At 49.1% G+C, this 22,977-nt stretch carries 17 protein-coding genes and 2 pseudogenes; 7 read left to right on the forward strand and 12 right to left on the reverse strand.

Features of this window, described 5'->3' with window-relative positions; translation table 11 throughout:
• Positions 1 to 215: 215 nt before the first annotated feature.
• Positions 216 to 1,532 carry a pentapeptide repeat-containing protein gene (locus U2F10_RS24195; protein WP_499873498.1) on the forward strand — a complete coding sequence of 439 codons (1,317 nt, stop codon included), beginning with the start codon at positions 216 to 218 and terminating at the stop codon, positions 1,530 to 1,532.
• 301 nt (positions 1,533 to 1,833) lie between these two features.
• Positions 1,834 to 4,566 (forward strand): TIR domain-containing protein, encoded by a 2,733-nt coding sequence (locus U2F10_RS24200; RefSeq protein ID WP_499873499.1) that lies wholly within the window; start codon positions 1,834 to 1,836, stop codon positions 4,564 to 4,566.
• 257 nt (positions 4,567 to 4,823) lie between these two features.
• Here the strand turns inward: U2F10_RS24200 and U2F10_RS24205 are convergent, their stop codons facing one another.
• From U2F10_RS24205 to U2F10_RS24250, 10 genes and pseudogenes are all read right to left on the reverse strand, one after another.
• Complete coding sequence (locus U2F10_RS24205) at positions 4,824 to 5,282, reverse strand: hypothetical protein (protein WP_499873500.1); 459 nt, start codon at positions 5,280 to 5,282, stop codon at positions 4,824 to 4,826.
• Between the two features lie 389 nt (positions 5,283 to 5,671).
• Positions 5,672 to 6,127: a hypothetical protein gene (locus tag U2F10_RS24210; RefSeq protein ID WP_499873501.1), complete on the reverse strand. Its 456-nt coding sequence runs from the start codon at positions 6,125 to 6,127 to the stop codon at positions 5,672 to 5,674.
• A gap of 99 nt (positions 6,128 to 6,226) precedes the next feature.
• Positions 6,227 to 6,829, reverse strand: a complete 603-nt coding sequence (locus tag U2F10_RS24215; RefSeq protein WP_499873502.1) for a class I SAM-dependent methyltransferase — start codon at positions 6,827 to 6,829, stop codon at positions 6,227 to 6,229.
• 154 nt (positions 6,830 to 6,983) lie between these two features.
• Positions 6,984 to 7,898, reverse strand: a complete 915-nt coding sequence (locus U2F10_RS24220) for a class I SAM-dependent methyltransferase (protein WP_499873503.1) — start codon at positions 7,896 to 7,898, stop codon at positions 6,984 to 6,986.
• Positions 7,899 to 10,370: 2,472 nt separating this feature from the next.
• Positions 10,371 to 11,299, reverse strand: a pseudogene (locus U2F10_RS24225) (IS1595 family transposase).
• Between the two features lie 202 nt (positions 11,300 to 11,501).
• Positions 11,502 to 12,239, reverse strand: a complete 738-nt coding sequence (locus tag U2F10_RS24230; RefSeq protein WP_499873504.1) for a double-stranded RNA binding motif domain-containing protein — start codon at positions 12,237 to 12,239, stop codon at positions 11,502 to 11,504.
• A 9-nt stretch (positions 12,240 to 12,248) separates the two neighbouring features.
• Positions 12,249 to 12,437 (reverse strand): hypothetical protein, encoded by a 189-nt coding sequence (locus tag U2F10_RS24235; RefSeq protein ID WP_163671287.1) that lies wholly within the window; start codon positions 12,435 to 12,437, stop codon positions 12,249 to 12,251.
• A gap of 178 nt (positions 12,438 to 12,615) precedes the next feature.
• On the reverse strand, positions 12,616 to 12,861 hold the full coding sequence (locus U2F10_RS24240) for a hypothetical protein (protein ID WP_499873505.1): 246 nt from the start codon (positions 12,859 to 12,861) through the stop codon (positions 12,616 to 12,618).
• Between the two features lie 50 nt (positions 12,862 to 12,911).
• Positions 12,912 to 13,133 carry a hypothetical protein gene (locus U2F10_RS24245; RefSeq protein WP_499873506.1) on the reverse strand — a complete coding sequence of 74 codons (222 nt, stop codon included), beginning with the start codon at positions 13,131 to 13,133 and terminating at the stop codon, positions 12,912 to 12,914.
• Positions 13,133 to 14,179, reverse strand: a complete 1,047-nt coding sequence (locus tag U2F10_RS24250) for a ParM/StbA family protein (RefSeq protein WP_499873507.1) — start codon at positions 14,177 to 14,179, stop codon at positions 13,133 to 13,135. The genes U2F10_RS24245 and U2F10_RS24250 overlap by 1 nt, the downstream gene beginning before the upstream one ends.
• 285 nt (positions 14,180 to 14,464) lie before the next feature.
• Here U2F10_RS24250 and U2F10_RS24255 point away from each other — a divergent pair, with 285 nt between their 5' ends.
• The 5 genes from U2F10_RS24255 (at position 14,465) to U2F10_RS24275 (ending at position 18,259) form a co-directional block, all read left to right on the forward strand.
• Entirely contained in the window at positions 14,465 to 14,704 is a 240-nt protein-coding gene (locus U2F10_RS24255) for a hypothetical protein (protein ID WP_499873508.1), read from the forward strand.
• 168 nt (positions 14,705 to 14,872) lie between these two features.
• On the forward strand, positions 14,873 to 15,052 hold the full coding sequence (locus tag U2F10_RS24260) for a hypothetical protein (RefSeq protein ID WP_499873509.1): 180 nt from the start codon (positions 14,873 to 14,875) through the stop codon (positions 15,050 to 15,052).
• A 545-nt stretch (positions 15,053 to 15,597) separates the two neighbouring features.
• Positions 15,598 to 15,807, forward strand: a complete 210-nt coding sequence (locus U2F10_RS24265) for a hypothetical protein (protein WP_499873510.1) — start codon at positions 15,598 to 15,600, stop codon at positions 15,805 to 15,807.
• A gap of 124 nt (positions 15,808 to 15,931) precedes the next feature.
• Positions 15,932 to 16,339 carry a hypothetical protein gene (locus U2F10_RS24270; protein ID WP_499873511.1) on the forward strand — a complete coding sequence of 136 codons (408 nt, stop codon included), beginning with the start codon at positions 15,932 to 15,934 and terminating at the stop codon, positions 16,337 to 16,339.
• A gap of 540 nt (positions 16,340 to 16,879) precedes the next feature.
• Entirely contained in the window at positions 16,880 to 18,259 is a 1,380-nt protein-coding gene (locus U2F10_RS24275; RefSeq protein WP_499873512.1) for a recombinase family protein, read from the forward strand.
• A gap of 68 nt (positions 18,260 to 18,327) precedes the next feature.
• Here U2F10_RS24275 and U2F10_RS24280 read toward each other — a convergent pair whose 3' ends face one another.
• Positions 18,328 to 22,029, reverse strand: coding sequence for a hypothetical protein (locus U2F10_RS24280; RefSeq protein ID WP_499873513.1), 3,702 nt, complete (start codon positions 22,027 to 22,029; stop codon positions 18,328 to 18,330).
• Positions 22,030 to 22,297: 268 nt separating this feature from the next.
• A pseudogene (locus tag U2F10_RS24285) lies at positions 22,298 to 22,975 on the reverse strand (ATP-binding protein); the annotation flags it as partial.
• Between the last annotated feature and the right edge of the window lie 2 nt (positions 22,976 to 22,977).

The following is a 22,977-nucleotide window of genomic DNA, read 5'->3' on the forward strand; positions in this document are numbered from 1 at the left end:
TATTGGTGCTACAGGGCTTGTGGCTGATTTAGCCTAGCTGGATTAAGCTCTGAATGTGCCTATGTCTGAAGTGTCGCAAGTTTAGATTGAGTGGGCTTTTATGAGGATGAGTATTGAGAAGGATTAGCCAGCGCTGGAAATTTTGAGGATTATTGTTGAAGGGAAGAAGAAGGGGTTGGGTGTGTCGACCAAGTTGCTGAGTTGAGGGTTGTGGAGTGGCTAATGTTGGGCATTTAGAGCGGCTGAAGCAGGGAGTGCAGGTCTGGAATCAATGGAGAGTAGAAAATGCTGACATTGAGCCCGATCTCAGCTCGGCAGAACTTCGCGATCTCAATCTGACCGATGCCAATCTAACTAAGACCAATCTCGAATGGGCGTTTCTTCACAACTCAAATCTTGAAAGAACAAATCTTGAGGAAGCTAATTTAAGGGATGCTTATTTACCTGATGTTCGCTTAAATGGGGCTAATTTACGTAACGCTAAGCTCAATAATACGTTTCTTTCCGGTGCTAATCTCACCCATGCGGACTTTACGGAAGCTGATTTAACCAATGCTCATTTAGGACATTCAACGCTGATTAGGACAAAATTTATCAATGCCTCTCTAGTAGGCGCTGATTTCACAAGAGCATCAGCCTTAGAAGCTAATTTTACTGAGTCGAATTTGACTGGAGCCTGTATTCAGGAATGGAACATTGGTACATCTACCAACTTCAGCAACGTCACTTGCGATTACTTTTTCTTGCTGCAAGGAAATAATGAACGTCGGCCAAGTGATGCCAACGATTTCTTTCAAGCTGGTGAGTTTGTTGCTCTTGTGCAAAGGTCGCTCAACACAGTTGATCTGGTTTTCTCTGATGGTATCGACTGGCAAGCCTTCTTTCAATCTTTCCAAGACCTCCGTAGCCAATACACTGATCAAGACCTCTCTATCCAAGCCATCGAAAAGAAACGTGGTGGCGCTTTTGTTGTTCGTGTAGAAGTCGCTGAAGGTGCCGATAAATCGGCAATTGAGAGCAAAGTTAAACAGCTTTACGAAAGTCAACTCAAACAAATCGAAGCTCATTATGAGAAGCAACTTCGTCTTCAAGGCGAACAACACTCAGACGAGATTCAACGCTTGATCGCAGCGGAACGCCAGGAAAAAGCAACTCTGATGGGCGTCCTCACTACGATGGCTAGCCAGCAGGGGCCGAAGTATGACTTTCGTGGTGCCCACGTAGCTGGTGGGGTGACTGATAAGGTTCAAGGTGATCAGATTGGTGGAGCTATCAATAACACTGTTGCTGAAATGCTCTCACTCACTGAGGCTGCAGCTGAAATCCAAAACATCCTCAAACAGTTAGAAACGTCAAACACCACAGCGACCGAGGCTGATCAAATGGCTTACCTGAATACATTAATCCCACCTGCCCGTCGTGAACGATTTATCAGTGCGCTTCAATCTTCTGGCAGTGATGCTCTTGAAGATATCCCCTACGGCCCAGTGCTCAAGTCGTTGATTGAGCACTGGCAGAAACCAGAGGGGTAGCAGGATTAGTGTGTTGGTGAGTTGCTGAGATGAGTATGAGGGTTGGAGTAGTAATAGGGAGCAGCCGGTATTTCTTTGAAAAAGTTATGGAATCTCTAGGGCGAGAGCATGCTTATGCAAGTCGATCTGTATGACGGCACTCTGCGTGAAGCTGAATCTATATGCCTGGGATGCCTGGCTCCTGGGATAGTGACAGATAGCAACTCAACCAGCTTTAATGAGTATATGTATAGAAATAATCCTGACTGCTAAGTCCTAGGGTCCCATTCTTCCTTAATGTGCTGATAGCCCTTTTTAGTAGATGATTCGTATCTTTTTGGCTCATGCCAGTGAAAACAAAGAAGCCGTTATCAATTTATACGATCGTCTACAGGAAAAAGGATTTCAGCCTTGGCTAGACAAAAAAGATTTACTTCCAGGGCAGAATTGGCGGTCTGAGATACCTAGAGCTATTCAAAATAGTGACATATGTTTAGCTTGCTTATCTCAGCAGTCTGTGATCAAGAAAGGTTATGTCCAGAAAGAATTTAAGCTTGCCTTGAGTAAGTGTGCTGAGATGCCGACCGGAAAAATCTATCTGATTCCACTTCGCTTGGATGCCTGTGAAATCCCAGAGCTTCGTCAGGAAGATTATGGAGTCAACCTTCGTGATCTTCAATGGGTTAATTACTTTGAAACTGATGGCTTTGATATGCTCGTCAGATCCATAGATTCCTATTTCCCAACGTCCAAAGAAGACGCAACGCCGAGACATTCTACATCTGGAGGAGATAAGTATGATATGCGAGGTACCCAGTTTGGTGGTGGCTATGTTGCTGGGAACGTCGAAGGCACTCAGATTCGTGAAGGCCGAGAAAATGCCCGAAGGGTAGAGAACGTTCTCAAAGCCTCACAGGAATACAATAAGAACTACGAAGCTCGTCACGGACAAATCAAGACTATGCTGGGGCCGATGAAAGATTCTATCCCCCTAGACTCAATCTATACAGCGGTCAAATTTCTGGACGATCGCAGCCGACGCTACTTTGCCCCGCCAGATGGTCCAGAACAGCTCTACCGGAATCAAAATAAGCGTAGTTTTCAGACAACCAATATCCGACATGATGGTATGAGTATCGCTCAGGAAGAGCGATACCTGACGGTCCTGGGTGAACCTGGTACTGGTAAAAGTACATTCTTAAAAAAGCTCGGGTTAGAAGCACTTAAAGGTCAGGAAGGCCAGTTTAAGAGGGACCAAACTCCAGTTTTTCTCGAACTCAAAACCTTTAGAGATGAGAGTATCGATTTGGTGGCTAAGATCGCTAAAGAATTTGCAATTTGCGGCTTCCCAGATTCTGAAGCATTTACGGTAGAATCCCTCAAGCAAGGTAAGTTGCTGCTCCTGCTCGATGGCCTGGATGAGATTCCGAGCCACAATATGAGTCTCGTCATGGAAAAAATCGAAGACTTTGCGACCCAATACAAAAAAAATACGATTGTTACATCTTGTCGTACAGCGGCCTATCGTAGTAGTCTCAAACAGTTCACCAATGTCACCATTGCCGACTTTGATGATAAACAAATCAAACAATTCATTCACCTGTGGTTTCAATCTGAGATAGACCAACAGACTGAGACAGCTAAGCACTATTGGGAGCTACTACAACAGCCTCAAAACAAAGCTGCTAAAGAACTGGCGCAAACACCCTTACTTTTGACGGTTTTATGTTCAATTTACGACCGAGAAAAAAGGCTGCCAAACCAACGCAGCGCCCTTTACAAATACGCCTTAGATCTTCTGCTGAGCGAATGGACAGTTCAGAAACGGCTAGAACGTGCCCCTATTTACGAGAACCTTCATCCGGAGCTAGAAAAAGAATCCCTCAGCGAAATTGCCTACACTAGTTTTAAGGAAGATCGTCTTTTCTTCTCGCAATCAGATATTACCAATCGTATCACTACATACCTAGCCAAAACTCTAGGTGCTCCAGAGTATTTAAATGGTCTAGCCATTCTAAAAGCCATTGAGGTTCAGCAAGGTATTCTTGTAGAACGGGCTGTCGATACCTATTCGTTCTCCCATCTCACTCTGCAAGAATATCTCACAGCTCTATACATTAGTAAAAACAATCTGATGCAAGAACTGGTCAGTGAGCATTTGACAGATAAGCGTTGGCGGGAAGTATTTCTGTTGGTATCAGGTTTGCTAGAAGAACGCAGCCAAGAACTTTGGGGGTTTATGATGCAGCAGGCGGATGAATTTGTCAGAGAAACACCCTACTCGACCAAACTTCAAGATTTCTTGAGGTGGACAATACGTCTGACTCCTAAACCACAACCTACTAACCAGTTGGTAGCTTCAAGGTCTTTACTTTTGGCATCCGCTGTTAACAGCGCCCAGGCCATTAACAATATTGAGATCAAAACCATTCAAATTCATAGATCTGACCATAACGCTAGGACTAGAATCAGCGATATTAATATCGCTAGCCCTCGTCTCATGGATGAAGTCAGTAACATTGCCATTGCTATTGCCAATGCCAGCAACAGTAGTGTGGCTAGTAATATCTTTAAGAGCATTAACAACTCTGGAGCGAGAGTCAGCAACCGTACCACCGCCAAGGCTAAAGTCATGGATATCGCCATCACCATTGCCGAAGCCAACAGGAACGCTAGAAGTAGGCCTGCCGATATCCATATTGTCAGTCCCATTGCTATCGCTATCGCTATCGCCAGCAACATTGCAAGTACTAGCGACAGCGAAATCAATGCGCTCTTGAAGAAACTGGAAGAGCTGGAGAAACAATTGCCTTCTAGATCGTCTAGTTTTGATCAATGGTGCGCTTTTGCTAATCAACTAATTGAGACGTATCGCATGCTCTTTCACTTAAATGTAGTCACGATCTCACTTGAAGAAGCCCAAGCCCTAGAAAAATACCTCTACGCAGTCAAGCTAATCATCGATTGCAAAAATGCGGCTGTTCGTGTTTCTCGCAAGGAGTGGGAAGCTATCGAGTCCAGATTGTTGACTCCTCAAGGCGAGGGGAGCCAGTGATGATTAACCCTGCTGAGACCTCAATCGATGCGGGCGAGTGTGAGTGTGGTTCATCCGCACTCTACTTACTAGCGGATTGGGGCTTTACCCCCTCCCACAAAAAAGCCCCTACCAATCGGCAGAGGCTTAGAGTGTGTGTTGTACGGAGAGTCTGAGTAGGAAAAGGGTGCCCTGAGAATGAAGCTTTTCACAGATTACGGAGTCTGTACCGGGCACCCAAGCTTGTTAGGCCGAGTACCGCAACAGCTCAGCATCTGTTAGCGGACGGACTTAGTACGCGCATCCAGTGCGTCTAAGCGGGCTTCCTGAATGTTATCAACAGCCTTAGTCCGAGCATCCAACGCTTCTAAACGAGCGGCTTGAATATCCTCAACGGCTTTAGATTGGTTGTTCAGGTGCTCCAGACGTAGCTTATGAACGCTGTTCTTGGTGCGAGCATCCAGGGCATCTAAGCGAGTAGCTTGGATATCCTCGACAGCTTTGGTACGAGCATCAAGAGCGTCTAGCCGAGCAGCTTGAATATCTTCGATAGCCTTGGTTTGGTTGTTGAGGTGCTCAAGGCGTAGTTTGTGGACAGTGTTCTTAGTGCGGGCGTCTAGCGCTTCGAGGCGAGCGGACTGAATATTGAAGCTAGCGGGCTCAACGGCGGCGGCAATGGGTGCGATCGCAGCGGAGGCAACGAGAACAGTTAAGGCGGAAAGAAGTGTGCGTTTCATGGTTAAAGCTCCTTGTGTATCAGTGAAGTATTGGACTTGCTTCATTGATTACAAGAATGCCGGGGCTACCTGAACGCTATCTGACCGCTAACTGAAGGTTGCTTAAGGGGTTTCTGAGATTGGCTGAGGAAATGTGGTGATGGGAGTCACAAGGGTGGTTGTTGGCAGAATTTGCCTTGGCTCACTGAATCTTAGTGCTGCTGCCTAAAAGGAGTGCGATCGCAATTTCCGCTGCCTCCACATTTGCCATCCCATCCTTCCCAAGCCCTACAGATCCCTTGATGGTAAGGCGGCAAAAAACGATGCCGCCTGCGGAAGGATCACACGAGAGCCTCGTTTTTCGACCCCAGACTTGCGGATACACCGATTTAGTTTGCGCGAGCAGGCATTCACCATCGCCCAATTCCAGTCCGCTGGTCCCCCAGCTCGGTATAGGTCGTCGCCCAGTTACGTGCCCGCGTTTCTGAATTGTGGTTGGTGTGCGAGTGGCGAAGGCTCCCGTTTCGCGGCGATTCGAGATAGAGCTGAATGAGGCCCCATCCGTGACAGGAATACCGGTACGTGGCACCTTTACATGCTGCTTTGGGATTCAAGGTATCGCGCCGGAAACTGACCTTGCCGTCTGCACCTTCGGCATAGAGTTGCAGATAAAGTGTCGGGTGTTGTCCCTGCGACCAATCGTTAATCTGATATCGGCGTTCGACATCAGACAGTGAGCGAAATTCTGTGATTTCAGTATCAAACGCGGAGGCCAGCTCGAAGATGCGACACGGCATCGTCTCGAAGAGGTGCTCCAGGATGAAACGATGGTCGTCGCCGTACGCAAAGAAATCACAATTCGGCATGGGGGTGCGAGAGAAAGTGACTGCATGCCCTGGTTAGGGGACCAATAGAGCAAACGAGCGAAGGGAAGTAGCAGCAGATAGGTTGGCGGCAAGGTGTTGTTAGACCTCTTTTCTAGCAATGAATTGAACCACCGATGCCAGGCCAGTATGACCGTCCCCTTCGCATACTTCACGTTCAAGTTCTTGAGCCAGAATTGGGGTCAGATTTGGGAATTCTTGACGCAGTTTTGCAACAGACATAAGCATATCAATATCTTTTGGGCCACCAGTATCCTTTGCTAACTGGTTTTCTGAGTAAGCCTCAAGTAGAACAATTCCATTGGGTTTAAGCGCGGCTTCGACAAGGGGATATAACCGGAGGCGGATATGGCTGGGTAAGTGTGCAGAGATGGAAACCACGGAGCCATAATGGTGTTCTTTCGGCTGATAGTGGGCGAGATCGGCTACCTCGGTTTCGATCGCGACGCCTTTAGATTTGGCCAGTAATTGCGCTTTTTCTAATCCGACTTCCGAGCAATCCACACCGAGAACATTTAACCCCTGTGACGCCATGAAAACAGCATTCCGTCCTTCGCCCTCAGATAGCGAAAGAACTGGCCCACTCAGCAAATCTACGTTTTCTACCAAGAACGTATTGGCCTCCTTCCCGTAAAGATATTTCTCAGTTATGTAGCGCTCATTCCAGAAGGTTTGGTTAGACATGGGCTTTTTTACCTTGAGGCATAACGACAATTAGGCATGGTACTCGGTAGGGCGCGCGCGCGCGAAAGTGACATAACGTTCGCAGTCACCGAGTCGCGACAAGTGATTGCCCATTTGGAAACGCCCGGCTTCGCGGCTCAGATACATGGCATTGTTATCTCGCGTCTGCGATTGGAGAAGGCTTGAACGCAAGGTACAGCATTCCACGATTAACGGACCGATGAACTACAGCAAGCCCGGAAGACTCTGCTGTCGTGACAACCCGGTCTGGATGTAGTCGAAGTTTTGGATACGCGCTGACAGAGGTATGCCATGTCGAATCACCCAACGAATGGATGATGTCATGAACCAGAACCGCGTCCTCTCGGTATTCCAGAAAACACGTGTGTATTCGTCTATCGTCAGATCGGACAGGGATAAATCGTTCTGATCCAGTTAATTCATGGGTCGCGTAGTCACGGAATGAAATTATGAATAGCCCATCCGGTCGCAAACTCCGGGCAGCGTCACGGATCAGCTGATCGACCGCGTCGCAAGATAGTAGATGGGTCAATGTATCGCCCATACAGGTGATCAGCGATGTGGCTGCAGTGTCTAGATGAGCTGGGAAATCCGTTAGGTCAGCCTGAACTGTCTGGATCGGCAAATCGCCTGTGACGGAATCAAGCTCAGACAATAATTGCTTCGAAGAGTCGAGACAGATGACACGGTAGCCTCGTCGAGCAATCGGGATTGAATGTACGCCATGCCCGCACCCAAGATCGACCGCAATGCGTCCGTCACCAGCCGGAAGATCTATCTCGGCGTAGAAATCGTCTGCGGCTGAGCACGCAGCCTCAAAATCGCCCACCATCCAAGAGTAGATCGGAGCAAGATGATTCTCATAGTGGTCAGTGACAGGATTTGACATTCGGAAACTCCGTTGCCAGCTAACGACTAACGATACGGAAACTTTCTGGAGAAACACCTTATAAGCATATCGCCCAGAAATTTTCTGGGTAACACCCTGAGGCTTGAAGAGTTGAGATCGCGTTTTACCTTTGACGGTTTCAAAGACTCTGGCAGACACAGGGGAACAAAAGGGGACATAGGGATACATAGTCACCCAGTGGATCACACTCACTCACACCCCCGTGGCTGGCACACTGACTGTCACATTACACGCAAAATACAGTTCACATTTCAGAAAAAGTTATCCGAGGGTCGCCCACGGGTCGCCCAGTGGTCGCCCAAAAGTTATCCGAGGGTCCTCCGAGGGTCCTCCGAGGGTCCTCCGAGGGTCCTCCTGGGATCCTCCTGGGATCCTTTTAGATATCTCTGGGATATTTCTGAGGGGTCCGTGCGATCACCTTGAGGTACCCATGCGATCACCTTTAGATCACCATGAGGTGCCCTTTTAGGTACCCCCTTAGGTACCCCCTTAGGTAACCTTTTGCTGCCTGGCATCGTCACCCTAATTTAGTAGCAAAATATACAAATAACCCTGAGATTCACTCTTTCTTCCCTAACTTTCCTGCTAATTCCTAATAGAATCCTCAAAAATAAACCCGTATTTACTACTTATTAATAATCCTAATTCCTAACAATAAATACCCCTACAATCCCAAAGTTTCTAACAGAAAGCCTTTTACCTCCACTTTCCTTACCTGGTAACGCCGTAACGCAATAGCGACAGCATCGTAACACTTCACCTTCATTTGTATCAGACGTTACCGAACGCCGTAACGCAATAGCGACAGCATCGTAACAGTCCAGTAACACGGACACTCAAAAGGCGTTTTCAGTCTGTTACTAAGGACTGTCTGTTACTTGGGATACTGCCCTATCTTAGCCTCTTCCCGATCTCGGTAACGCCCAAGCGACAGGGGTCGTAACACTTTAGGTCACCTGTTACCAGCCTTGTTACTGGAAAAACAGGCTAGTAACAGGCGGTAACGACCAAGCGACAGTGGGTGTAACACTTTTGTTCCAAGTAACAGATGCGGTAACAGTGGCGGTAACGCCTGTTACTTCGTTGGAAAAAGTACAAAATTTATTCGTGAAAAATCCTTACTAAACTTTTTTAGTGACGTAATTATTATTTGATCACTACATCACCTTCTTTGGGAGAGTGATAGTTTTCTTTTGGAAACTTCCCTAAAAAATATCTGAAAGTTGAAAGGAGTGATGAAAAACTATCGCCTCATCCATCCAGTAGTTATTACTTTTTAGAATCCCGTTGTTGCGAGTGATGATGGTGCGAGGAGCGTTGTCTGTGTGGGTGAGCATCTAAAGTCATTCCCAGATCACGCTTACCCTGATGGATTGATGATTGATGGGTATCTAGGCGAGCACATCAGCTGAAGACTCCCCTCATTGAATAACCCCCGATGCGTCAGGCATCGAGGGTTGCTTTGTTATAGACGTTACTCATAGGTTGATGGAGCAGTATGTCTGCCCTCTGTGCCTAGAGTGCCCTTAAATGAGGAATTCTGTATTCCCTTGAAGGGGCATGTTTACAGGATGCAGAGCCAATGACTGCCAAGGGGCAAATTTCAGCGAACTGTATTTAATTTTCTTTACTTTCGCCTTGACCCGTGTATTTTTCGAGGGCAGAAGGATTAAGGGCAATGGCAGGTGCACTCTTGGCGGTTGAGGTTGGCGGTTGAGTGATCGGCATTTCGAAATGAGGACACCAGGTGATGAAGATAGGGTGCCAATCGAGCAAGGCCAGTTGCTGTTCCTGTGTGAGACGTATTGGCTGAGATGGGGATGAGGATGGGCAACCCTCACATTACACTTTCTGCCTTACGTTGCTACATCTTCTTGGTAGCGACTTACCCAAAACAAGTATCTGAAATGGCTGCCCCTGGCCTTTCTGCCTGCCTGCTCACGATCAACAATGATTTCCAATTTTATAGCCCTATTTATCAATAGCTAAACCTCTTATTTCTTACTAATAAATATCCCTACAAACCTCTAGTTTCTATCAGTAACCCTCTCACCCTCCTTCCTTCCCCCTGGTAAGGCGGTAATGTATATTACATCAGCGGTGTAAGGAATGCACCCCTCTCCAGTAAGGAAATCACCCGATCCGGGTAATGCATGTGTAATGGGCGGTGTAAGGAATCCTTACTGAGACCCTTACTTTTGCCTTTCTGACGCCTTACTGCATTACTGGCCTTACCACGGATTTCACCCGGATCTAGCTCTTGGTAAGGAGCCGTAATGTATATGTAATGGGAGGTGTAAGGAATCAGCCCTCCTCATTACCAGCGCCTTACTGATTCCTTACCCGGAAAATGGCTTAGTAAGGGGCTGTAATGACCCTGTAATGGTAGGTGTAAGGATTCCTTCCCCAGTAAGGAAGGCGGTAAGGAATCTGGTAAGGCCCATTACTCCGTTGAAAATAGGTAAGTGAAAATTCCTTACTAAACTTTTTTGAGTGAGTAACAAAATAGTGATCATCACATAAGACTTTTTAGAGTGACAGATATTTTTGTTGTGGAGATTGCCTTAGAAAACTATCTAAAAATCAAGGCTCAATCGACGTTTCAGGGAGCTAGACAAGCAATGTAGTCAATAGACTGCCTAGCAAGGCTTTACCCCGTTTTCTGGCATTGTGTACAAATTCGAAGAACCCCAAATAAATCGGTAATTTTTCTTGTGAGATGCCTCGATGGGGTCTCAACCATGACCGCAGCAATGACCAGAAGCCTTCCATCGTATTGACATGGACTTCACAGAATCCATCGCCATCGTCATCTCGGGCATATTCTCCGGCACTGTGGCAAACACTTTTGTGAGTATAGCCCCAACTCTCTAAGCGAGCGTAGATGTCATACTCATCAGTATAGATAAGGGTGCCAGGTTCTACTATTGACTGAATAATCGGTTTGATGGTTTGTTGTTGAACATTCGACAGCATTTTAATCACCACCTCTCCGCCTCGCTGAATCATCCCGAAGATCGGCGGTTTTTCCGTTTCGAGCGTACCGCGCCCCCGAAGCCCTTTGAGTTTCCGTCTGCGTCCCTTACGCCCTTTTTTTTGACCTTTTCTGGCTGCCCCTTATGGCCTGCTGTCACATAGACTTCATCAAACTCCACCGTTCCTGATAACTGGACTTCTGGACGCTTATCGGCCACCGCTTGACGTAATTCACTCGTCATCTGATGGACATCATCTTTATGCAGACTCAACTCTTCGGCAATTTGTTGATTAGACACATTGAGACCCATCAAATATAGGCACGCTATCCAGATATGTAACGGTTGATGACGACCGGCAAAGAGGGTGCCGGTTAAGTCATCAAAGTGACGACCACACTCACCACAGATATAGCGTTGCCGTGCCGAATAGGTATCATGCTTCCCTCGTTTGGTAATGCTTTTCGCGCCACAATCAATGCAGCAAACGCCCTCAGGCCAACGCATCGTGCGAATAGTCTCGTAGCATTTGTTCTCATCGATTAACTTAGAAAGCGTTAGCATAGGTAGTCTGACCGGGGGCTTTATTCCCTGACACTACCCTGCTCATCTTGAAGTTAGCAACCTCCCTGAAACAGCTATTGAGCCAAAATCAAAAGGAGCGATGAGATTAGATCGCTCCTTTTGGAAAGATGTTTATTGACTTTTTAACTGGTTGATTACGGGTTTGATTTGTCTGTTTGAACAAGTCTGGTTATCGCTCCGTTCACGAGTACCCCAGCTGTTTCAAGGCAGCCACCGCAGCACTTCGCTTGGCCGATTTCTTGTTGGAGCCTGAGCCCGTGGTGGCCAGCTGTTTACCCAACACTTTCACCTGGCACTCACAGGAGAAGCCTTCCTCACAATGGCCAAAGGCATAGTCAGGCAGTCGCACCTGATGTTTGTGGCAGATTTCCTGCAATTGAGAGATCGGGTTATCGAGGTGGATTTTGCCAATGAAAGGCCTGGCCTGGAGCTTGGCAGATGAGGGTTGGGGAGAGGAAGGGGGAGAAGGCTGAGTGGGGGCAGGAGCAGGCTGGGACGGCTCAGGGAAATGCTTAGGCGGAGTAACTGGATTAGGCGGAGTAGCCACAGCGGTCTTGGGAGCCACCGGGAGCTTAGACGCCTTCACCGGGACCTTCGTAGGCTCAAGGGGGCCAGAAGACTCATTCACAGGCACCTTAGAAAGCTCAGCCCTATCTGTAGCTCTGGGTCGCATCATGGCCGGTCGCTTGGCCGGTCGCTTTGCCGGTCGTAACGCCACCACCGTGCCCTGGGAGGCGATTGGATCAGGCTTTCCAGGCGTATTACGACGGCTCGCCCTCATCTCATCTCGGATCAGGAGCCCGACCTGGATGGGTAGCTCCTCATCGGGATAAAGAGAGTCGAGAAATGAGACCTGGGCTGCATTCAACCAAATTTCAGCTCTGTAGGTGTCTCTGACCTTTGGAGTACGGGTGTTCATCTCTCTTCTCTACTCCCGAAACAGTTTCAAATCTACGCTCGGCAGCGTGCTGGGCCAACCCACGCCAGTCATGGGCTGTGATTGCGCCTCAGTATCGGCCTTGCGTTTTAAGGCCCAATACCAATGATGGGTGGGCCGGTAGTGCTCTAGCCTGTGCAGGGATTCGCGGCTATAGAGCCCATATGTTGTCGTCTTCATGGTTCTCTTCCTGATTGATAACCTGATCAATGCCCAATCCTGGGTAGCAAGACGCTCCTCTCGATGAGATGGGCAAACACAGCCTGAATACGGATGATTGGGGGTGAATAACAGAGGAGACGGGGTGCGGGTGCCGACCCCCTCGCCAGCTCATCACGACAGGCAATGACTGCGGTCTCTAGTACGTTAAAGCTCCGCGACGTTCTCTCTGGGTAGTTCGGGTAATCAGCTTGCGCGGATACCTCGCCGGAGGCAGCCAGTGGGTGTGATTGGAGGCCATGAAGAAGCCGAGTGCCTTGAGCCCATCGACGGTCCAGATAGCAGGCTTCACGCCAGGGACCGGCGAGAATACAAACCCATGGCCCAGGACAGGCAGGGCAACGGTTTGGTGGGTGCGAGTATGGATAAAAGGTTGGGTTTTCATAGGGGGTCACCGACGCGAACGTTTTCTGTTCTTGTTTTCTGTTCTCTGCTTTAGCCGTGCTGTTGAACGGAATCCAGGTCCAGCTCTATGTCGTCCAACACCTCTTCAAGCTTGGCCGCATCGACATTGCCATCACTGTTCACTAGTTGTTGCTGGGACTCTGCCCATAGGCCAATGATGTGTTGCACCGCCAGGCGTGGCTCTGTGGTTTGAATGTTGGCCATCACCTTCTTAATCAGTGGGTCAAACCCTTTATCAATGGATACGCGCACTACTTCACCTCCTGCTTGGCAACATAGTTGCGGGCATAGGCATAGAGACCACGGACATTGGCCCACTGGGGGTCTGGCAAGACCTTAATGTTGCGCTTGGATAACAGTTTGACAATCCCAGGGAGACACGCCCCACCACCAATGGCAATCAATGCTGTGGCGCTATCTGTCGCGGTTTCTGCCTTTCTGAGCAATGGCTTAAGCACGGTGTTCACCCAGGCAGGTAATGCTTGCTTGTAAGCGTCGGCAAAGTGCCAACCCGGATACTGGGTGCCATAGGTGAACTTGGTGGCCTCAATGCCAGCCCGGATGAGGTGCCGATCACCCTCTTTGAGCAATTTCTCTCGGACGATGGGATTGCAAGCAATGGCATCAATCAAGCTCTCGACGCCACCCCCATCGGAATACCCTCGATCACTCATCGCCAGGCCAATGAAGTGAGAGTAAATCAGGGTTCCATTCCCCAGGTCATAGACAATGGCGTTGGTGAAATCCGCCTGTTTCTGATAGTGAATAACAGCTCCCGTACCTTCCTCTAGGACCGCACACACCTCGATATTCACAACGGTGTCACGATTGTTGAATCGCACCTGATGGCGACCTTCCTTGGCCGCTTTAACCCCCTTCCCAAGGACAGGGCCATCGTGGACACTGCTGGCAATGGACAAATGCCATTCATCCCGATGGGGCATCAATGACACAGCAGACAGCAGCAGTTGCAGGCCCAGATCGACTTTGCCGTAACGGTCATCGGTGACTCGCAGAACCGCGTTAGGGGCGTGGTAGTAGGCATTAATCCCACCAATCCATTGCTTGCCAATTAGGTCATCGCGGTCACCCTCCAGGTACTCCACATACCCAGCGGTTAGCCCCAGGGACAAGCGCTCTTTTGTGTAAACGATATAGCTATCTAAGCGGCTTTCACCCAGGGATGTGGCTAATTTCAAGGCCCCATTCCCACAGTCTTCGCCGACCGGGAACAGCGCCTGGCAAGAGCGTTGTTTTACTGCAGATTCTGCAGGTCTTGTCATCACAGTAGTGGTCATATTTTTACCTCAACAGGCTTCAAAGGATTGTTGTGTCGATATTTGAGGGCGATTGCCAATAACTGCCGGAATGCAACAGATGCAACGATTACCGTCGAATTCGCAGAACGTGTCATCTCGTTGTTACCGTTATAGCATAAGTCTTAATACTTGCAAGCCTATATAGCTAAATAAGCTTAATTAGCTATATAGGCTATATAGGCTAAAAAGCTCATTAGCTGGCAGGCTTTTTAGCTTGCAAACAATGCAAGTCAACAAACTATCCGGCATACTGGAGCCGATGAAATGCAGGTAACGACTGAAAACATGGCCGGTGGACGCAGCTTGGATAAAAACTATGGGCAGCTAACGGGCCACATCCCTAAGCACAAAATCAAAGCCTTCAAAATTGGAGTCACCACGGAAGAGACGACCATTAGCGAAGCCTTGGAGCAGGCGGTTGATTTATGGCTAGCGGCTGTCGCGAGAGGAGACGAGTTGCCAACAGTCGATGAACGTGTCGATAAGCGGAGGGCAGAGGAATGACGTCAACGACGGTTACCAGCAATCGCCCCCAGAACACACCTCAGTGCGTGGAACAGCTTGATCCGTTCTCCTTGCCTACTGTTGACTACAAAGATACGAACCATTGACCCTCAGCCGCTGGCATTTACGTTGTGATCAGACGCAAAGCGATTATCTATATAGGGTGCAGTGTCAATGTTAGAGATCGATGGCCGACGAGGCAGTATCCGATTTCATGCCTTGACCCTGGAAGTGATGGCCGCTTACTGGGTCGCTGAGTGCAGCCAGGGTAATCAACAGGTGCTGACCCTGGTGACTGCGCTCAGAGGCCTATCAACGGATTTCACAACTAAAATCCAGCCTGGATAGTCTCAGGGGTGCCTATGCAGAGGCAGGTCTACTGCGTGAGGACAATGACCAACGGCGGCAACAGCACTCGGTCGTCTGACCATATGGCGAGAATGCGTTGAGCTCTCCAAGTAATCAGACATCACAGAAAATTCACATTTCAGGCCTCAGCGCGCGACGGGATACCGGATTCACCTAGCGGATGCGTCGAGAATCCGTCATATCGACCCGTTATTTGGCTTTAGAGACTTTATGTAGTCCTTGCCGTAAGCTGAATCTTTAGTCAATCAATCGCCAAGAAGCCTGTAATTGCTTATCAGCTGTGAGATAACTTCAAAAAATAAGGGTTGCCGTAGTCTTAACTGTAAGTTAGTCTTACTATAAGAGAACACGCAAAGGCCAATATATCTCTATTGGCCTTAAGTAATGCCATTAAGTGTAGTCTAGTGTGTCTATTAAGATTACTCTAGTTGTACCTCAGGTACACCACTCCTGTTAGGGCGATTGCCTGGCTGTTCTCCGCATCTCCCATCATCTATGCAACCCAATCAAGTAGGAACTGAACCATGAGAAAAAGTAGCGAACCCCTCCAAATCTATTCGTTCCGTCTGAGCGCTCGTGACATTCGCAAAATTGATAGCCAACAAGGTGAAAGCCGGACGGCTCGCTTGAGAAGTCTGATCTCCGCAAATACAGCTCCTCAGCAGGAAAATACGTCTCAGCGGAACACGACTCCCCAGCAGAATACGGCGTCTCAGCGGCAAGTCGCCACATAGCAAAAAACCGCCTGGTCAGGAGTTGTCAGGCGGTTCTTAGTTGGTTTCCTGACGGCAGGAACAGCTAACGAATTCGAGAACTCCTCAAAAAGTTAACTGATGTGTAGCCAGGGACTACGTCTCTATGTATAGCACAATTAAAAATCTTTGCCCAGGATCTCATCAAGCATCTCCAGAGAGTGTTTACTCTCACGCCTGTTGGAGGCTCCTCAAGACGGTATCCCGCTATCTAGGGATTCCAAATCGCCACATCAAGAAACGCAAGAAGCGCTTCTATACCCTCAAGCCAGACCAACAGCGGCTCGTCACTCAAACCTGGATCCGCATCGGGCATCTACAGGATTACGGCATCCGACTCGGATTCTTAAGCAACGAGGGAATCATCGGCATTGATTCACCCTTGGACGTATTAACGATTCTGTTTGAAACCGCTGAGCACGATATCGACACTGCGATCTGGCAATGGACCGTGACAAAAGACTTGCTCAACCGTGTCAGCGCCATGAAAGCCATTGAGGAGATAGGGGGATGAACACCTTCCTCGGTAAATGGAGGGGGAGATGGGGTGGCGTCCCCCGAGAACCGCCCTGAGAATCTCTTTCTTAATCGTTTTTCCGTAATAGATTGTCAAATCAGGTTGCAGATAATTGAAACCCTTTATTTCAGTAGTTTTTGGAAAACTCAGTTGTGCAAGGTGTCTTGAGGCAGAAAAAAACTCACACCTTGCTCCAAAGTTCCTACACCAGGACAAGTCGTGAGTTTTCCAATGTTGATGACCACACTTAGGAGGCCCTCAAGTATGAATGTAATGCAAAAGTCGAAAGACTTTTCATATTGTACTCGATTTACACTCGCTACATCACTAAACAAGAGATTTATTTTGGCAGGAGGGACTGAGTCATGAGTAGTACGCCTAAAACGCCTTCCACTAAAGCAACTGATGGCGATAATCTCCAGATACCAGAACCATCGCAACAGCCAAAGAGACTCATAGGGATCCCATTCTCCTCGACAGTCAAAAAAATATTACTGGATCGTCTGGCAAACTACTTAACACAAGGGAGGGAGGACGATGTATAGCGCGGATGCACCCACCTGTAGAGGGGATAAACAGACTATGGAAGATTATCCGATCGGTTATGTAAGGGCATCAACAGACCATGACCAACAATCAACCAGTATCAAAAATCAAGAGCAACGCCTAAGGGAGTATGGCTGCCAAAAAATATATATTGATAGGGCATCAGGTAAAGATTTTGCCCGTAATGGTTGGCTAGATCTTGAGGAAGATGTAGAAAAACGTTTGGGCGCTGGTTTAAACGTGATTGTTGTTGTCACTGCTCAAGATCGGATAGGCCGTAACAATGAAATTCCAGCGTTGATTGGAAGGTTAGAAAAGTCTGGAGTCCGCTTCTATTCTCTGAATGATGGACTGATTAGTGTACAGGACCCTGAAAGTGAGTTCATGGTGGATCTTCGGTCCACTCTCGGAAAGCTTGAGCGGAATAGAATTAGACGAAAGATTCTCAAAAATAAAGCCTGGAAGAGAGCTAGTAATCATAGGGTGGGTGGTAACCCCATCTTCGGGTATCACTGGGTAGATGACAAATTACAGATCCACCCTGAGCATGGGCCGATTGCCAGGGCAATGGTAGATAAATTCCTTATGGAAAAATGGGGTGCTGATCGGATACGCCAGTGGCTAAAGAGAGAGCACAATATTGATTTCACGTCCAAATGGATACGACAATGGCTTAAACATCCGATGCTCTTAGGGCATACCGTGGACAAGGTGATTGACGGTATACGAGTCAACAAACCCCGATACAACACCCATCCGGCAATCATTACAGAGGCAGAGCACCGGGCAATCATAGCTAGAAAAGGTCAATCCCGTGGCGGTGGAACCTCTAGGGCCTGTTCCGGTCTGGTCTGGTGCAAAAGATGCACTATTAGGCTACAGCTAAAAAAGAGCGCGAGGCTGAAATCCAAAACTTACTACTATTTCCGGTGCCATGGGACCAATAACCACGGATGTCCAGATAAGGGGGTAGTCAAATATGAATTAGTGGAGCCGCTGGTCATAGAAGCCATCGCCAATCATGCCGAAAGCATAGCCCAACGTGCCCTAGAACCAGAAGAACCCATAACAGACCCCAAAGTTCTGGAGCTACAAAATCAGATTGCTCAATACCAGAGTCTTTATGAGCAAATGCCCATGGTGGAGACAGCCCAGGTAATAACCAAACTCCAAGACAGGTTGAACACTCTACGCTCTACAGAGGAAACCGATAAGATCGATCACGATAAGTTGCAGGAACTAGCCCAAGCAATGAGTGACCCTGTTTACTGGCAGGGGATACCGGAAGCCGACAGAAATCTGATCTATAGAGAGCTAGGGGTTAAAGCATGGCGTGTAGGCAACCGAATTGAATCGGTACAGCTGAGTTAGGCTGCTAGCAAGTTCTAAATTCTAAGGGTTCTTGGGACGAACTTTGTAAAAATCCAATCTCAGAGGGTCTACTGTTGAGATTTTGAGGGTTGAATACCGGCAGGGGGTGGATCAGCATCACGGTGACAAGCTTTTATCGGGTAATTTAGCCTCTCGATTGGGCCATCAGGTGGCGGTGTCCCCTCGGGCAGCACAGTAAACAGAGGATCCTCTGGATAAGGTCTTGTTTTTACTGTGCTGTCATCAGAGTCCTTGGCAATAAAGGCGTGTAGACGCTGCTGCCATCCGGTCACGGCAGACTTAATTAACCCCTCGATGAACTGATTGAGTTCCGCAAGCTGCTCTAATGCCTGCTCGGTGAACGCCTGCCGAGTCTCAGCGCTCGGCGTTACCCCTTGCGCTTTGATCTGTTTTTTAGTGACCTCCTTTGAGATAGCAGCTCGGCCCTTCTCACTCAAGTTGGTTTGCATCACGCGGACGCGTTTTTTGCGCCCATCAATAGTGGTCCAAGGTTGCCTCGCACACGCCGTAATAATTCCCAGATATTTATCGAGGAATTTGCAGACCGTACTGATGGGGTCTTCATCCCAGACAAATTCTTTTCCCCAATATTTTTGGGACCAGAGATTTAGCATCCCCGCATTGGCCGCCAAGAGTTGGGCAAACTCGATGACATCTTCCCGATCCAGGGCAATCTCATCATCGACGCCATTCAAGATGCGCTGAACCATCCGGTGCTGCCCCACCCCATCGGCCAGTTGTAAGGTCAGGAGGGCTTTAGAGCCCTTTAGCTCCTTCAACCCCTGTAGGATCCCGGTCTGGCTCAGGGTTTCCAGATGGTCATCGGAGATAAGTTGGATAAGCTGCGCTACCTGGTCACTCTGGGAACCCAGCTCAATTGCCGCTCTTAGTAACATTTGAGCTAAGAGCCCCTGTTGATTTTCGAGTGTGTGAATCAGTTCTTTATTTTCCAACGCAGAGTCTGGGAATAACCGACTCAGCTCCAGCTTCCGCCGATGGCAATTCAGAATGAAACCCGACTCAGTTGGGTCGAGGAGTGCTGAGCGGTACGCCAACGCGTCTAATACGCATGTTCCATCTTCTCTCGTGATAGTTTGGTAGTCCTCCAGCGTTCGTTTACCGCGAGCGATGGTTCGGCACCGCATCCATTCCGCCGCGTTGATTTTTTTATCCAGCAGGGTTTTGATGGCTTTGTTGGTGCCGGGGTCACTGCGTACCTCTCGCACAGACCAGTCGAGGGCCTTACATTTATCGAGCAGCAGATCAGTTCGAAAGAACCGTTGTCGTGCCGCCCAGGCTTCATACTTAGCCGCCCAATCAATCGCCCAGTCCAGGTTTTTGAGCTGCTCCTTCACCTTGGTCGTATCCCCTTTCAACAGGGCCAGATAGCGCTGATTTTCCTGGCGTTCTTTATCCGCCCAGTACGACTCGGTGAGCTGCTCAATACTGGTAAACGACTCGCGAGGGCTGTATACGCACAGTTTGGGGGTATCGCCACGCAACAGACTACGGCACCGGCTAAAGAATTGGTTAACAGAACTGGCTGCCATTTTTGGTGATGCGGCGCAGTACACCACATCAAAGTCACGTTGCAGGTCAATCCCGGTTTCAGCCAGCCGGGTCAGAATCACAATCTGGGCATCGCGGACTGTTTCGTCCGGCTTGGCCGCAAACCCTCGTTTTTGGGTTTTAGTTGAGTAGGTGCCGTCTCGAAACACCACGCGTACGCCCGCCTGTTTGAGGGCTCGTCTTAGTTTAGAGGCCGTTTTTTTGTGATTGAAATAGCCCTTGAGGCCCCGTGCCTTTCGAACACTGCCTGCCAAGACCAGAATCTGTTTCCCGGCCAGAGCATCATCGATCAGCGACTGATAAAACGCGCCTGCCCCCGAAATCGTCTCCCCATGTTCATCCTCATCATCTAAAAAGAGGTCAACCTTAACGGGTTTCCGTGGCTGCTCGCGGATCAGCTCAACCACTTTGACCGGTTCGCCGGATATATCTGCAAGGAAATCGACCGTAATGGGATTGATGTCGGCGTTCAACCAGAGTTGGACTGGGACTTCTTTGATCAATGCTTGCAGTTGGGCCAGGTTCGGATCGGCGGCATCACCCAATAGGCCCTTGAGCACTCGCAATATCCAGGTGTCGGGCTCGTCTGCCGCTAGATAGTCCACCCGCTGGCCTTTGATCTTATAAAGGGACTCCGCAGGCGTATCTAGGTTGCCACCCTGGTTGAACGTGTTCCCTGTGTCATCCGCAGACGACTTCATCGTCAGCCCTTTTGCACTGAAGCGGGCCGCTTTCTCAATCGATAAGGTCTGCGTCGGACTGACCCCGTGGTACGTCAGATTTCCATAGCGTTGTTGCAGATAGACCGCCAGTTGAGCTGCAAACTCAGTTTTGCCGCATCCGGTCTCACCTGAAATAACGACCGGGCCGTCATAGCGGGCAATCCGCTCGAAGTCTACTTCGTTCATTGCACTACCCGGATTGATGACCCGGTCGTTAGGCATGGCTTTGCCCCGAGCACTATTGAGAAGGGTTTGCCGGTGTTTCCGCTCAATCTCACGGTAACGCTGGGTTTCAGCCTTGGCAGTGTTGACATCCGGTAACGTTGCGATATCCAGGGGGGTGCAGTCCTGGCCGACCGCTGCCGCCCATTTTGCCGCCGTGGCCGCCGCTTTTTTGACTTGCGCATGGGCGGCCTTGAGCGTCGCATCTGTCTTGCCCGCTTCGTTTGCCACGGCACTCCAGGCGGGGCGATACTTCCGAGGGGCGACGTCTTGAGAGTGAGCAAAGCTGGTGATGGTCCAATTGCCAGGTTGTTGGCAGAAAATTCGAGCCACATCCGATCGCCCACCTCGGTAGGACGGTTCCTGGGGATCGCACAGTGTTTGGCCATGGTGGTCAGGGCCGATATCCCCTGCAGTAATGATCTGCCCGTTACTCAGGTAAAGGGTATGGTCTTTCTCCAGCGTCGCCTGGTTAGCGGTTTCGATTCGTTCGTTGGCCAGATTGGAGCACTCTTCTGGTGTCAGGTCTGGCTGCTCTTTTTTGATGTGCTCTATTACGTTGGCGGTGCGCTCAGGCTCTTTGAGCTTCCTGCTCTCCTTGATTCGGTGCTCAACTTCGGCCAATTCTTCAGGGGTTGGTTCTGGAAGGGTGTCAATATCCAGAACGTCTCCTTTAAATAGTTGTGGTGCGGGTCTGCGTTGCTCCCATTCATCTGGGACGATGGCACCTGCTTCATAGACCAGACGTTCTGCGGAAAACACTGAGAGATCTACCAGCGTTCGTTGATGGATGGCCGTGACTCCGGTTTGGGCATTGGCCCTCGCTAGCTTATGAAAGCCGTGTCCGTTCAGCCAGGTGCGAACTTTGAGAATCCGCTTCAGCCGCTCAACATCACCACGGACCATTAAATACGTGTGGTGTCCAGTGGCTGGCTTAAGGCATGCCCCTGTGGCCTTGTCGTAAATGCTGCTACTAGTGGACATCGTCACCACTCGTCCGCACCTTTCCAGTTCGGGCACACAACTCACCAACGCCTGCCAAAATTGATCAGCATCTAGCTCGGGTTGACTCGGTTCAGGGTCGTGGTCTAGTAGAACCGCATGCGTATCTTCTGGCCATTGGTAGTACTCTTTAGATCGACTAATGGCAGTCTGAGTATTCAGACTACTAAATTTCTTTAGCTTTCCGAGTTGGTCCTTTGGAAAGACCCGGTTGATGCCCGGATGGGATGGCACACCTAGGGTGAGGGCCTCATTCTTGTTGAGCGTTCCAATCAGATTGGCGAGCCCGACTAGCGGGTTATTTCTAAATTCAACCGTGCGGGCTTCGCCTTGACTAATGCCTAAGTAATGGTTCTCATCCTTAGTCGGCTTTCCATCTACATTAAGGATTCGTTTTTGGACACTGCCCCGTGTGGCCTTGATGACTCCAATTTGGAAAACATCGCCCGAACGGTTACAGGTGGGTAGCCGCTAACTAGCAATAACAGGTTAACGTCTCTCCAGACTGACGCGTACGCGCAATGCTTACATAGCCATCCTCCAAAGGCTGCCGCAAAAACTCCAGCACCTTGCGATTAAATTCCGTCAGCTCATCAAGAAAGAGAATACCGCGATGGGCCAAAGAAATTTCTCCTGGCTTTGGAAATGTTCCACCCCCCACCAAAGATGGCCCCGATGCAGAATGATGAGGACTACGAAACGGTCGCTCAGTTACTAATGTCCCCTTATCTTTAAGCAGGCCAGCCACTGAATGAATTTGAGTAACCTCCAGAGCTTCTTGAAAGTTCAGAGGCGGCAAAATAGTTGATAGGCGACGGGCCAACATGGTTTTACCGCTACCAGGAGGCCCTACAAATATAAGGTTATGACCACCTGCCGCTGCAATTTCTAACGCTCGTCTTGCCTGAGCCTGACCTTTGACATCCCGTAAATCTACTGCATGGGGTTGGGCTTTAGCCAGAGATTCACAGCCATCGATAGTAAGTGGCATCCGCTCGCCAGGATTATTCAGAAAATCGACAACATCAGTAATCACCTTAAAACCATAAACCGCAAGACCCGGTACCACTGCCGCCTCTTGGGCATTATCCTCTGGGACAATTAGACCCTTGATCCCCAATTGAGGCGCTGCTGCTGCCATTGCCATCACACCCGCTATCGGTCTCAAGCTGCCATCAAGCG

The sequence above is a fragment of the Leptothoe sp. EHU-05/26/07-4 genome, from assembly GCF_043421015.1.
GTDB lineage: Bacteria > Cyanobacteriota > Cyanobacteriia > Phormidesmidales > Phormidesmidaceae > Leptothoe > Leptothoe turfae.

Bases quoted from the DNA above. Each gene is read 5' to 3' on its own strand.
- U2F10_RS24275 (WP_499873512.1), top strand. From the start codon at position 16,880: ATGTATAGCGCGGATGCACCCACCTGTAGAGGGGATAAACAGACTATG.
- U2F10_RS24230 (WP_499873504.1), bottom strand. From the start codon at position 12,239: ATGAACACCCGTACTCCAAAGGTCAGAGACACCTACAGAGCTGAAATT.
- U2F10_RS24240 (WP_499873505.1), bottom strand. From the start codon at position 12,861: ATGAAAACCCAACCTTTTATCCATACTCGCACCCACCAAACCGTTGCC.
- U2F10_RS24205 (WP_499873500.1), bottom strand. From the start codon at position 5,282: ATGAAACGCACACTTCTTTCCGCCTTAACTGTTCTCGTTGCCTCCGCT.
- U2F10_RS24210 (WP_499873501.1), bottom strand. From the start codon at position 6,127: ATGCCGAATTGTGATTTCTTTGCGTACGGCGACGACCATCGTTTCATC.
- U2F10_RS24265 (WP_499873510.1), top strand. From the start codon at position 15,598: ATGAGAAAAAGTAGCGAACCCCTCCAAATCTATTCGTTCCGTCTGAGC.
- U2F10_RS24255 (WP_499873508.1), top strand. From the start codon at position 14,465: ATGCAGGTAACGACTGAAAACATGGCCGGTGGACGCAGCTTGGATAAA.
- U2F10_RS24200 (WP_499873499.1), top strand. From the start codon at position 1,834: ATGATTCGTATCTTTTTGGCTCATGCCAGTGAAAACAAAGAAGCCGTT.
- U2F10_RS24250 (WP_499873507.1), bottom strand. From the start codon at position 14,179: ATGACCACTACTGTGATGACAAGACCTGCAGAATCTGCAGTAAAACAA.
- U2F10_RS24270 (WP_499873511.1), top strand. From the start codon at position 15,932: ATGTATAGCACAATTAAAAATCTTTGCCCAGGATCTCATCAAGCATCT.
- U2F10_RS24235 (WP_163671287.1), bottom strand. From the start codon at position 12,437: ATGAAGACGACAACATATGGGCTCTATAGCCGCGAATCCCTGCACAGG.
- U2F10_RS24215 (WP_499873502.1), bottom strand. From the start codon at position 6,829: ATGTCTAACCAAACCTTCTGGAATGAGCGCTACATAACTGAGAAATAT.